General features: G+C 40.5%; 12 protein-coding genes. 11 read left to right on the top strand and 1 reads right to left on the bottom strand.

The window, feature by feature from the left end:
• Positions 1-10: 10 nt before the first annotated feature.
• From ACFO3D_RS05505 to ACFO3D_RS05455, 11 genes are all read left to right on the top strand, one after another.
• On the top strand, positions 11-646 hold the full coding sequence (locus ACFO3D_RS05505) for a bifunctional 4-hydroxy-2-oxoglutarate aldolase/2-dehydro-3-deoxy-phosphogluconate aldolase (RefSeq protein WP_390293648.1): 636 nt from the start codon (positions 11-13) through the stop codon (positions 644-646).
• A gap of 34 nt (positions 647-680) precedes the next feature.
• Positions 681-1,694, top strand: a complete 1,014-nt coding sequence (locus ACFO3D_RS05500) for a TRAP transporter substrate-binding protein (RefSeq protein ID WP_390293647.1) — start codon at positions 681-683, stop codon at positions 1,692-1,694.
• Positions 1,695-1,760: 66 nt separating this feature from the next.
• Entirely contained in the window at positions 1,761-2,246 is a 486-nt protein-coding gene (locus tag ACFO3D_RS05495) for a TRAP transporter small permease (protein WP_390293645.1), read from the top strand.
• Positions 2,246-3,532, top strand: coding sequence for a TRAP transporter large permease (locus ACFO3D_RS05490; protein ID WP_390293644.1), 1,287 nt, complete (start codon positions 2,246-2,248; stop codon positions 3,530-3,532). The genes ACFO3D_RS05495 and ACFO3D_RS05490 overlap by 1 nt, the downstream gene beginning before the upstream one ends.
• 31 nt (positions 3,533-3,563) lie before the next feature.
• Positions 3,564-4,310 (top strand): ribose-5-phosphate isomerase RpiA, encoded by a 747-nt coding sequence (rpiA, locus tag ACFO3D_RS05485; RefSeq protein ID WP_390293643.1) that lies wholly within the window; start codon positions 3,564-3,566, stop codon positions 4,308-4,310.
• On the top strand, positions 4,303-5,253 hold the full coding sequence (locus tag ACFO3D_RS05480) for a sugar kinase (protein WP_390293642.1): 951 nt from the start codon (positions 4,303-4,305) through the stop codon (positions 5,251-5,253). Before rpiA ends, ACFO3D_RS05480 begins: the two co-directional genes overlap by 8 nt.
• Before the next feature lie 13 nt (positions 5,254-5,266).
• Complete coding sequence (gene hxlA, locus ACFO3D_RS05475) at positions 5,267-5,884, top strand: 3-hexulose-6-phosphate synthase (RefSeq protein ID WP_390293641.1); 618 nt, start codon at positions 5,267-5,269, stop codon at positions 5,882-5,884.
• A 26-nt stretch (positions 5,885-5,910) separates the two neighbouring features.
• A complete protein-coding gene (locus ACFO3D_RS05470) occupies positions 5,911-6,894 on the top strand; it encodes a Gfo/Idh/MocA family protein (RefSeq protein WP_390293640.1) in 984 nt (327 codons plus the stop codon).
• 409 nt (positions 6,895-7,303) lie between these two features.
• Positions 7,304-7,987, top strand: a complete 684-nt coding sequence (locus ACFO3D_RS05465) for a YesL family protein (RefSeq protein WP_390293639.1) — start codon at positions 7,304-7,306, stop codon at positions 7,985-7,987.
• A 48-nt stretch (positions 7,988-8,035) separates the two neighbouring features.
• Complete coding sequence (locus ACFO3D_RS05460) at positions 8,036-8,860, top strand: aldo/keto reductase (protein ID WP_390293638.1); 825 nt, start codon at positions 8,036-8,038, stop codon at positions 8,858-8,860.
• Positions 8,861-9,012: 152 nt separating this feature from the next.
• The gene (locus tag ACFO3D_RS05455; RefSeq protein ID WP_390293636.1) at positions 9,013-10,758 is read left to right on the top strand and encodes a methyl-accepting chemotaxis protein; all 1,746 of its coding nucleotides are present in this window, start codon (positions 9,013-9,015) and stop codon (positions 10,756-10,758) included.
• 148 nt (positions 10,759-10,906) lie between these two features.
• On the opposite strand, the gene ACFO3D_RS05450 is transcribed toward ACFO3D_RS05455, so the two are convergent.
• Positions 10,907-12,067 carry an acyl-CoA dehydrogenase family protein gene (locus ACFO3D_RS05450; RefSeq protein ID WP_390293635.1) on the bottom strand — a complete coding sequence of 387 codons (1,161 nt, stop codon included), beginning with the start codon at positions 12,065-12,067 and terminating at the stop codon, positions 10,907-10,909.
• Positions 12,068-12,213: the final 146 nt, after the last annotated feature.

Raw genomic sequence — 12,213 nt, 5'->3', positions numbered from 1 at the left:
AGGTGATTTGATGGATATTGTTCAATCTATTAAGAAACATATGATTGTAGCTGTAATACGAAAGGCCGATGAGACTAATATTATTTCTATTATTGATGCGTTATATAAAGGGGGTGTTAAAGCTGTCGAGATAACTGCAGAGACACGGCATGTAACTAAATTAATTGAAATGGCAGTTAAGGAGTTCAATGGAAAAGTAGCAATTGGAGCCGGAACTGTCTTAGATGCTGAGACTGCTAGAGCAGTTATTATGGCAGGTGCTGAATTTATAGTTTCTCCAACGTTGAATCCAGATACGATCAAAATAACAAACAGATATGGGATTACCAATATATCAGGAGCTCTAACACCTACAGAGATTTTAACCGCATATGAACATGGTGCTGATATGGTTAAAGTATTTCCAGCGGACGCGTTTGGTCCCGATTATATCAAAAATATCCATGGCCCCCTTCCGCATATCCCGATTATGGTGACGGGTGGAATTACACTGGATAACATGAATGAGTATGTGTCAAAAGGCAGTAATGCAGTAGGTATTGGGGGAAGTTTAGTTAATGTTTCACGTTTGCAAACGGAGGATGATTATAAGCGATTATCAAGTGAGGCAAGCCGGTTTGTAGACAAGATAAAAGAAGTTAAATAATGAATTAGTTCAAATAAGAGAGGGAGATTTAACAATGAAAAAGTTCGCATTTATATTGTTCTTAGCTGTAATTACAATTATTGCAGGGTGTGGAGATAAAAGTGAAGGAAGCTCTGGCGACGGATCCATTAAAATTGTTGCTGCACATAACCAAACCTCACCTGAGAATCCATATCAGGACGGATTACTAAAGTTTAAAGAGGTAGCAGAGGCAGAATCAGATGGCAATATTAAGGTAGAGGTTCATGCAGGAACAATTGGAACAGAAGAATCAGAACTTGTGGAAAAACTTAAAACCGGTGGCGCTGATGTAGTACTTGTCTCACCTGGTTTCATGACACAAACAGGTATAAAAGAAGTAAATCTTTTAGCTCTTCCATATTTATTTGATAGCTATGAGCATTGGGAGAAAGTAGTTGACGGTGAAGTCGGTGATAAAATGGCAAATATTATTAACGAAAAATCCAATAATGACTTTAAGCTGCTTGGGTATTGGACAGCTGGTGTTAGACACTACTATGGTAAGAAGCCACTTCAGTCAATGGAAGATCTGGAAGGTCTAACAATGAGAACTCAAACTTCCGGTGTCGTTGCTAACTATTGGAAACAAACAGGTGCAATCCCTACATCGGTAGCATGGGGAGAATTATATCAGGCATTACAGCAAGACGTTGTTGACTCAGCAGAAAACGCTTACCCATATTTTGTACAACAAAATCATCACACTACTGACAATGGTAAGTATATTACAGAAACAGGTCATGACTATACAACCAGGTTCCTACTGGTAAATGGAAACAAATTTGATTCTTATACGAAAGAACAGCAGGAAATCATTTTGAAAGCTGCAGAAGCATCCGTTAAAGCTGAAAGAGAATCTTTGTATAAGCAAGAAGAAGAATACAAGCAAAAAGCTATAGACGACGGTGCGAAAGTAAACGAAATTGATAGACAGCCTTTCATTGAACTGGCTAAGCCTCTTCAGGATAAAGCTGCAAAAGAGATGGGTGTTACAGACCTGCTTGAGAAAATAAGAGAAATGAAATAAAGATAATGACTGGAGGAATGGACACTTTATGTGTCCTTTCCTTTGGCCTTCTATAGGAGGATAGACATGAATCGCTTTATAAAAATGCTTGAAAAAATACAACTAACATTGGGTATACTCTTCCTCTCATTATTTTTCATAGTTATCGTAATTCAAATCACTACTAGGCATCTTGGGATTTCGGTTATTTGGACAACAGAACTAGCTACCTATTCATTTATATGGGCAGTGTTTATGGGGGCAGCTGTTATGGTTAACCGTCGAGAACACTTTACTTTTGATTATTTACAGCGAAAATTAAAAGGGAAAACACTACTGATATTAAATATTTTTAATGATCTGGTATTGATTGTATTTAATATTGCTCTATTTATCTATGGATTAGAGGTCGTAGAAGGTTTCTGGTCATATAATTGGGTAGCATTACCTCAATTGAAAATGGGGTATGTTTGGATTTCAATCCCTATTATGGCTGGTACTATGATTCTTTACTCGATCTCCCACTTGATGAAACATGTAAAGTCACTAAAGGTCGGGGAGGTAAGTGAATAATGGGATTCCTATTAGTAGGGTTATTTATTGTTTTAATGTTCATTGGAATTCCTATAGCGTTTGTAATAGGGATCGTAGCGTTACTTGGGATTATGAATATACCGTATATCCCTGAAATGACCGTTCCGATGAAAATGTTGAATGGACTGGATTCGTTTGTTCTTTTGGCAGTCCCGTTATTTATTTTAGCTGCCAACTTAATGAATTCCGGTAAGATTTCGGTTAAACTCATCGACCTTGCGTTGGCAATAGTAGGTCCAATCCGAGGAGGACTGGCACACGCTAATATACTGGTGTCTATGATGTTTGCGGGTGTATCTGGAGCATCCCAGGCAGACACAGCTGGCGTAGGGAAAATTCTTATTCCGAGTATGATTAGAAAAGGATATGACAAGGAAACAGCAGTGGGTGTTACAGCTGCATCCTCAACTGTCGGTGTGGTTATCCCGCCTAGTATCCCAATGATAATTTTCGCAGGATTGACGAATGCTTCAGTTGGTGCACTTTTTCTTGGAGGAATAGTACCAGGTGTATTAATAGGACTAGCTATGATGATATTTGTGTATATACTGGCGGTTAAGCGGAATTATCCCAAGCAAGCGAGGGTCGAATTTTCGAAGTTTCTTAAGCTGCTGATGGAAACTATTCCAGCTTTATTTACAATCGTAATTATTATTGGCGGTATTGTCAGTGGCTTTTTCACTGCTACGGAGGCCGCAGCAATCGCATCACTATATACCCTGTTGATCAGTATGTTTTTCTACAAAACGTTAAAACTGAAAGATCTACCTAAAATTTTAATTGATACGTTATCATTAAGTTCCCTGTCGCTGTTCGCATTAGCTACTGCGAGTGCATTGGGTGAATTAATGAGTTATTACCAACTTGGAACGTTAGCTCAGCAATTCTTTACAAATAACGTTGGAACAGAATGGTTGTTTATTATTATTATTGTTGGTTTCTTCTTATTTATTGGAACCTTCATGGACGCAATACCAGCTATGATTCTATTCGTGCCGGTTATCTTGCCAACAGCATTGCAATTTGGAATTGATCCAGTTCATCTTGGGTTAATTGTTGTTTTAACGTTAGCTGTAGGACTGGTAACTCCGCCGTATGGATTGTGTTTACTGCTCGCAGCGAAAATAGGAGACTTATCTATTGAAAGGTCATTTAAAGCGGTAGTACCGTATATTGCGATTATCATAGTAGTTTTACTATTTATTGCCTTCTTCCCGGATATTGCATTTTATGTTCCTAAAATGATTAACCCATCATTGTTTTAACGTTATAGGGTTTTAAACTGGAGGCGAACTTATGTTAAGCGGTTCTGATACTAACAAAAAAATGGCCGGTGAAGAGGCAGTCAATTATATTGAAGACGGTATGATTGTTGGCCTGGGTTCAGGTTCAACCGTGAATTTTATGTTAAAAAAACTTGGAGAGCGTGTTAAAGAAGGTTTGAAAGTAAAAGGGATACCTACTTCTATAAAAACTGAACGGTTAGCCAGGGAGTTAGGTATACCCTTAATAGAATCAGTAAATATAGAGAGAATTGATTTAGCGATTGATGGAGCAGATGAAGTTGACAATGACCTGCATCTCCTGAAAGGCGGGGGAGGTTCTTTGGTTAGAGAGAAAATTGTTGATGAAGCCTCCGATAAGCTAATTATTATAATTGATGGATTAAAAAAAGTATCTCATTTAGGGGCATTCTCACTTCCTATAGAAATTGTGCCTTTTGGCTGGAAACTAACTGAAATCCAGATTAAAAAGTTGGGTGGAATTCCGACTTTACGGAAAAAGAATGATGAGATATTTGTATCCGACAATGGGAACTTTATTCTGGATTGTGACTTCGGGCAAATAACAGATCCACAACAGTTACACTATAAATTAAAACTGCTTACAGGGGTAGTGGAAACAGGATTATTTGTCAGCATAACTGATAAAGTTATCATCGGCCGAAATAGCAGGGTTGACGTTCTTCATAGGTCACATTCGGATATGGAAGCTGACCTTGAATCAACAAGTCTTTTGCACAGGAGGAACTACAGTGAATGATGTAATTACAATTGGTGAAGCAATGATAGCCTTTAGCCCTGGCGCCACGGGACCTATGAAATTCGTTAATCAATTTGAGAAAAAGGTTGGTGGGGCAGAGTTAAACCTGGCTATTGGCTGTTCCAGGCTCGGACTTAACGCGGGTTGGATTAGTAAGCTGGGTAACGATGAATTTGGCAAGTATATTCAAACTTTTACTCGTGGAGAAGGAATCGATATATCTCATGTTGACCTCGTGGATGGATTCCCTACTTCCTTGAATTTCAAAGAGATTATGGAAGATGGCAGTGTAAGAACGTTTTATTATCGCGATAAATCTCCTACCTTAACGATGACGCCCGAGGATTTAGACGAATCTTATTTTCAAAATGCTAAAATATTGCATTTAACAGGAATCTTTCCAGCGATCGATCCCAAAAACATGGAAATCTTTGAACGTGCAATATCCCTGGCGAAAAAGTATGGTCTAAAAATCTCTTTTGATCCCAATATCCGGTTACGTATGTGGAGTAAGGAAGAAGCAAAAGAAGTACTTTCAAAAATCCTCCCGCATGTGGATATATTACTGGCTGGGGATGAAGAAATGGATATCATTATCGGTGAAAAAGATCCAGAAAAAATAATTGAAAGAGGAAAAGACCTTGGGATTTCTTTCATTGCGGTAAAACAGGGTGATAAAGGGTCGGTGGGTTACTATAAGGGGGAAACGTTTGAAGCAGCGCCAATTAAACCTGCAAAAGTTGTAGATACTGTTGGCGCAGGAGATGGGTTTAACGCTGGTGTGCTTTTTGGATTCTTGTATAATTGGTCACTGAAAAGAACGCTCGAATTCGCCAATACAATAGGGTCCATGGTGGTAGGTGTCAAAGGGGATAACGAAGGTTTGCCATATTATGAGGATGTACAACAACGATTAGGTGAAGTAGAACGTATCGAACGATAAGGAGGGGAGCCCCATGAAATTACAGCTTGCTTTAGATCGGTTAACAAGAGAAGAATGTTTACGAATTGTTAAAGAAACGGAACAGGAAATTGATTTAATAGAAGTAGGAACAGGCGTAATAAAGGAATATGGAATGGCGATAGTTAGAGAAATAAAAAAGATTTACCCTAACAAAACTATTGTTGCAGACATGAAAACCTGTGATGCTGGTGGCCATGAAGCAAAGCAGGCGTTTGAAGCAGGCGCTGATATCGTGACAGTAATGGCGTTTTCTTCTGACTTAACAATTAAAGACACAATGAAGGTAGCAGAAGAATATAGAAAGCAAGCAATGGTTGATTTACTGGAAGTCTCTTCAAGGGATCGGATGCAACAACTGGAAAACATCGGTGTTAACTTAGTTAGCCTTCATGTTGGAAAAGACAAGCAGCAGGAAGGGAACTTTGATACAGAGTTATTTTCATTGGTAAAGGGTTTTGAATTCGAGGTCACCGTCGCAGGTGGAATTAATTTGGACACTTTACCAGATATCATTCAGAAAAAGCCGGATACGGTTATAGTAGGTAGTGCGATAACAAAAGCTAGCAATCCTCAACAAATAGCATCTGAAATGAAAAGGTTAATAGATTAGTACGTGCATAGAGAGGAAAATACGGAATGAAATTAGGGACAATTGGGACTGGCTGGATTACCAGTCAGTTTATTGAAGCAGTTAAAGAAACAGGCGTTTTTAAGGTCCTTGCTGTATACTCTCGCACTGAGCAAAAAGCAAATCAGTTCGCTAACCGCCAGGGTGCTGAGAATTTCTATACTGATTTAGAGGAAATGGCGAATAGTACTTTAATTGATACTGTCTATATAGCATCACCAAATTCGTTACATTACGATCATGCATTAATGTTTTTAAAAAAACAAAAGAACGTAATTTGCGAAAAACCTATCTTTTCAAATATAGCTGAGCTTGAAAATGCCTATAAGGTGGCGGAGGAAAATGGTGTATATTTGTTCGAAGCTATAAAAAACATCCATTTGCCTAATTTCGATTGCTTAAAGAAAAATTTAGAGAAAGTGGGTAATGTTCGGAGTGCGGTATTACACCGTATTCGGTATTCCTCCCGGTATAATGAGTATTTAGATGGGAAGATTCCTAATATATTTTCACCGGATTATTCTGGTGGAGCACTTGTGGATTTAGGGATCTATCCCCTGTCTGCAGCGGTGGCGTTGTTCGGAATGCCTGAGTATTTCACATATTTTCCCGTGATATTATCCTCTGGGGTTGATGGTGGTGGAACGCTTGTTTTGACTTATAAAGATTTCACCTGTACGATTATATGCTCCAAGATTACTACGTCATATATGGCATCTGAAATCCATGGTGAGAAAGGAACTATTTCTATTGATGACACTGGGACTCTTTCAAGGCTGAGTTTTATAGATATACACTCGGCTCACAGAGAGGATTTCGGAATATACCAGAATGAGAATGAAATGGTATACGAAGTTCAGCAAATAGCAGAAATAATAAATACTAAGAATCATAAAAAGTATAGTGCCCTTCGAGAACTAAGCCATGATGTTTTATCTATCATGGAAGAAGCCAGAAAGCGAAATGGTATTATCTATTCGAGTGAACAATAAACGTGTTAGAGTTATAGGAGATGAAAAGTAGTGCTTTGTTAAATAGCACTGCTTTTTCTTTCTAAAAGATTGTTGTTTTATTTTTGACTCAAACGTGTTAACTGCGACATTGCACCGTAGCTTGCTCCGGAAGCATATTCCGTTTTCCTCGGGATCGCGTTGAGCCACCTCGAAAAAAGTGATGTCCATTTCCGCAGCGCCAAAATAGCGTTTCCTAGTCAATTAAATTTTCCCTACTAGCTTTTAATATTTACTGTAGGGTTTAAAAAAGACCTGGAAGACTTACTTGAATGAAAAAGACCTTGAAGACTGGTATAATCAATTTGAATTAGATTTCAAATATGTAACGACCACATAAGTAATGTAAATAAGATTATTGGATTTTTGGATTTCTTGTGGAGGTAAAAGAATGCAGCGTTCAGGGTTTTTTGGGAATTTATCAGGACTTGCCGGGTGGATTAGCCGCCTAGCAATGCTCAATTTACAATGGGTTAGTCTGAATCTCCCGGTTTTAATAATCGGTTTTTATATTTTATTTACTCCGATGGAGACTATCCTGCCAATTCATTTTGTCCTTATGCTGATTTGGATGCCGTTGGTGTGTCTGCCTAGTACGATTGCCGTTGTGATAAAAATACGGGAATGGATAGTGATGAAAGAGCATATCGGCGGCCAGCAAACATACTGGTCATATTTAAAAGAGAATTACAGTCGGAAAATATTTTTTAGTCTCTGGCTTACTTTATACTGGTTTATCTGGATTGCAGCATTTTTCTTCCTAAACATGCTCCTTCCTGTATTGGGAACAGTTCTGGTCTTCATTGGACTGGTACTATTCGTTTATACACTAAATTCCATCTCAATGTACGCACATTATGACATTCCAAACAGGCCGCTTTTGAAAAGGACATTTTCCATCACAATCAGCAGCCCGTTTCTTTTTATAGCTGTATTGGCCATAAACGTATTTTCCTGGTATTTCAGTGTGACGGTGTTCCCAATATTGATTCCATTTTTCACTGTATCGATCAGCTTGTTCGTGTCCTTCTGGGTATTCTACCGGGCCAGATTGAATGCTAATCAAAATACATAGCTGGTTATCTGAGGAGACAATCAAGATTAAGAAAGGAAGGTAATTATTGTGATTAAAAACTTGCAGGATACGGTTCAATTAAATAATGGCATAAAAATGCCTGGTTTCGGACTGGGTGTATACAAGGTCGAGGATGGAGAGACCGTGGTTTCATCAGTAAAAGCAGCCCTTAACTATGGTTACCGCAGTATAGATACAGCATCTTTTTATGATAATGAGCGGGGTGTCGGTCAGGGAATTAGCGAGTCAGGTGTACCAAGGGAGGAAATTTTTGTTACGTCCAAAGTTTGGAATGATGAACAGGGATATGAGGAGACACTTGCGGCGTTTGACAGGAGTCTGGAAAAGCTTGGACTTGATTATCTTGACCTGTATCTGATTCACTGGCCGGTTCGTGATAAGTATAAAGATACATGGCGGGCGATGGAAAAGTTATACGGGGATGGTAGAGTCCGGGCAATCGGTGTAAGTAATTTTCATACGCAGCATCTCAAAAACCTTCTTCCGGATTGTAAGGTGAAACCTGCAATCAACCAGGTGGAATATCATCCGCATTTAGCACAACCTGAATTGAAATCATTCTGTGAAAAAGAAGGTATTCAACTTGAGGCATGGTCACCATTGAAGCGGGGGCGGTTGCTTGACGAACCTGTGATTGTGGAGATTGCCGCTAAACATGATAAATCACCTGCCCAGATTATTTTACGATGGGACGTTCAAACCGAGGTTATTACTATTCCTAAGTCGACGAAGGAAGCGAGGATTAAGGAGAACGCCGATATTTTTGATTTTAAGTTAACGGAAGAAGATATGGAGCGAATTAACGGACTGAATATTAATGACCGGAGCGGTTCGAATCCAGATGATATGTAATTTAAGTGGCTGCCCCTCACGGGTGGTCATTTTTGCGTCTAATTACCTTTGCATTTATTTGCGGTTTCAGGCTACAAAAAGTGACAAATTATGCCGATATAGGAAAGAGAACCGTAATACATAACAGAGATACTTGCAGAGGGGAATACGAGATGAAAGAGAAGTTAAGGAAGTTGCGGAATGGCAGCCCATTAAAGAAAATCAATTATAGAGACGCATCGATTGGCAAAAAGTACGGACTTATTTTGGCATTGGTAATAGTACTTTTTGTTGTCTCAACAGGTGTAACCGCTTTTTTAATTTCCAATATTGGCAGCAATGTCGACGAGCTTGCACGAAAAGGTAACCGGGCGATAAATATCACGGAAATGGGATCATTGACACGGTCAAAAGGTATTCGAATTGTGGAATACTTGCAGACACAGGATCCGAAGCTCGTGGAGGTATATCAAGCGCGGAGTAAGCGTTTTGAGACATTGAAGGCGGAACTTTCCGGTAATGTGGAAAGTGGTAAACAGCAGGAGTTATATACTCAGATTACCGAAAACAACCAACAGATGGACAAATTGTTCGAACAGCGGATTGTTCATACCATTGAAAACGGTGACGAGCGTTCGGCTGCAGACTTTGTGGACCAGGCAAACGTTCTAAGGGCCGAGACGGTTGAGTTATTGGAGAGCCTGCGCACGATTGTAAACGAGGACAGGGAGCAGGCGATTGCTGAGACCGGTCAAAGTCAGCAACTTACTATCATTGTTCAGTTGGCTTCAATGATAGCTGCTATTATTATAGGCAGTCTGTTAGTTTATTTTGTGAGTCGTCGTATTTCCCAAAACCTGAACCGGGTTGTGGAGGTCAGTAATGAAATAGCAGATGGTAATCTTTCCGGTGAAACGATTGATTATAATGGTAACGATGAAATAGCTAAACTGGCTGGAGCCGTTAATATCATGCGGGATAACCTGCGGAATGTGATTCGGCAGGTGGCTGACGTTTCTGACACAGTAACCGGTCAGAGCGAGGAGCTGACACAATCAGCGAATGAAGTCAGATCTGGTTCCGAACAGATTGCTACTACTATGCAGGAGCTTGCTTCCGGGTCCGAGACCCAGGCAAATCATGCCGGTGAACTTTCTTCGACTATGGGTGCATTTTCGGCTAAAGTGATGCATGCAAATGAAAATGGGGAGAAGATACAGCAGCGTTCCGGTGAAGTAATGTCCATGACTGAAGAAGGCAGCCGTCTCATGGAATCTTCAACCGAACAAATGACGAAAATTGACCGGATTGTAAAAGAGGCCGTGAAAAAAGTTGAAGGACTAGATTCCAAGTCACAGGAAATCTCCCAGTTGGTTTCCGTGATTAAGGATATTGCGAGTCAGACCAACCTGCTAGCACTTAATGCGGCAATTGAAGCGGCGCATGCTGGCGAACATGGCAAAGGATTTGCGGTCGTAGCGAATGAAGTGAGAAAACTTGCTGAGCAGGTGGCCAATTCGGTAGCGGATATTACCGAGATTGTGGCGAGTATTCAGAATGAGTCCGGTGCTGTCACCGAGTCTTTACAAGAAGGATACCACGAGGTTGAGCAGGGTACAGGCCAAATCAGGAAAACGAGCGAAACTTTTACAGGAATCAGCTCTTCATTAAAAGATATGGTTAGCAGTATCAATACAGTATCCGAGAATCTGTCCGAAATTGCTGCAGGAAGTCAGCAAATGAATGGATCGATTCAGGAGATAGCTGCTATTTCGGAAGAATCGGCAGCAGGAATCGAACAGACATCAGCTTCATCTCAGCAGACAACCAGCTCAATGGAAGAAGTGGCGGCAAGTTCGGAACAGCTTGCCAAATTAGCAGAAGAACTAAATGGTCTAGTACGTAAGTTTAAACTATAGCCCTTTATATGACGTTGGCAGTAAGGTTGATTTATTATTAAGAGGGATTGAAAAAACCAGGAAGACTGTCTGTAATGGCAGTAATCCTGGTTTTTTTGCTATAAAAATAAGCATTCTTTAACTTTTTAGTTTTGAACCATTTAACCCGCTACTTTAACGGCCCACGGCTGATTGCCCGGTCGCCAAGCTTCATAATCGTCATATCGTCCATTGGCGGGTTATGGATGCCAGCTCGAACATCACGGTAGTATCGCTGCAGCGGATTCTTGGCTGATAAACTTCGTGCACCGGTTACCCGCATGGCCAGGTCCACTATTTCATTTGCCTGATTCACGACGGCCATCTTCACAGCTCCAAGTTCATCCCCCATCGTCTGCCGCTCATCTTCACTGCTGTTATCCCACTTCTCGGATATACTGAAAAGAAAGCTAGAACCCTGCAAACGGAGAAGTTCCATCTCACCAAGTTTTTGTTTAACGTTCGGTAACTCGGAAATAGTTCCTTTAATACTGTTCGGGGAATAGCTGGTTGCAAACTCGACCGCATATTCTTGCGCTGCACAGGCTATGCCGTGATAGCATGCCGGAATATGAAGCAGCCATCCTGCCGGTTTCTTTTTCCCTGGAGTGACATAGGTAACAAGATCATCATCGGCAACATGTGCATCTTCCAAAACAAGGTCATGGCTGCCGGTTGCCCGCATTGCAATAGAATCCCATGTTTCCTCGACACGGAGGCCGTTTGTCTCTCGTTTAACCAGGAAGTTCCCGACCTGATCTGTCCCATCTATCGAGGCGCTTACCACAAAATAAGAAAGTATCGGTGCCATTGTTGTGAATGTCTTACGGCCGTTAATGACCCAGCCATCATCTGTCTTTTTGGCGACAGTTTCCGGTTTACCGCCACGAGTTGGACTTCCTGTTGCGGGTTCGGTTGCTGCATTGTTCAGCAGTGCGCCATTTTCAACCACATCTTTTGCGTAGTCGTTGAATTTACTTTCTTCCCAAGGTTGATTTTCTCCCAGTTGCATCGTTATACCCATATGCCAGCCTATTGAAAGTGCTGTTGAACCGTCTGCCCGGGCAATGGTCTCCTGGTGGTGAAGCAATTCTGTCAGAGATATCCCAAGTCCTCCATATTTTTTTGGTAGCGTAAGGGAGGGGTAACCAATCGCTTTCAGGTCTTCAAAATTTTCGAAAGGGAAGGTTCCGCTCTCGTCGTGGTTCTGTGCTCGCTCTTTAAAAGGTTTAACTGTTTCTTTCATCAGGTTTATCCGTTCATCCATCGTTTTTAAATCTGGTAACTTCATTTTAATCCTCCTGCATTTCCGATTAAAACACTCGGATTTTCTATAAGTATTATTCCATTTAAAATATGAAAGTTCAAGATTTCCGACTGTGCGATTACCGCGCTTTCCCTTATAATATTTCCGTTTTTCACGAATAAAATTGAAAT

The organism is Virgibacillus kekensis, assembly GCF_042654125.1.
Taxonomy (GTDB): Bacteria; Bacillota; Bacilli; order Bacillales; family Amphibacillaceae; genus Lentibacillus; species Lentibacillus kekensis.
This window is presented reverse-complemented; position numbering and strand designations above follow the sequence as displayed.

Bases quoted from the DNA above. Each gene is read 5' to 3' on its own strand.
- ACFO3D_RS05495 (WP_390293645.1), top strand. From the start codon at position 1,761: ATGAATCGCTTTATAAAAATGCTTGAAAAAATACAACTAACATTGGGT.
- ACFO3D_RS05470 (WP_390293640.1), top strand. From the start codon at position 5,911: ATGAAATTAGGGACAATTGGGACTGGCTGGATTACCAGTCAGTTTATT.
- ACFO3D_RS05490 (WP_390293644.1), top strand. From the start codon at position 2,246: ATGGGATTCCTATTAGTAGGGTTATTTATTGTTTTAATGTTCATTGGA.
- ACFO3D_RS05500 (WP_390293647.1), top strand. From the start codon at position 681: ATGAAAAAGTTCGCATTTATATTGTTCTTAGCTGTAATTACAATTATT.
- ACFO3D_RS05450 (WP_390293635.1), bottom strand. From the start codon at position 12,067: ATGAAGTTACCAGATTTAAAAACGATGGATGAACGGATAAACCTGATG.
- rpiA (WP_390293643.1), top strand. From the start codon at position 3,564: ATGTTAAGCGGTTCTGATACTAACAAAAAAATGGCCGGTGAAGAGGCA.
- ACFO3D_RS05455 (WP_390293636.1), top strand. From the start codon at position 9,013: ATGAAAGAGAAGTTAAGGAAGTTGCGGAATGGCAGCCCATTAAAGAAA.
- hxlA (WP_390293641.1), top strand. From the start codon at position 5,267: ATGAAATTACAGCTTGCTTTAGATCGGTTAACAAGAGAAGAATGTTTA.
- ACFO3D_RS05505 (WP_390293648.1), top strand. From the start codon at position 11: ATGGATATTGTTCAATCTATTAAGAAACATATGATTGTAGCTGTAATA.
- ACFO3D_RS05465 (WP_390293639.1), top strand. From the start codon at position 7,304: ATGCAGCGTTCAGGGTTTTTTGGGAATTTATCAGGACTTGCCGGGTGG.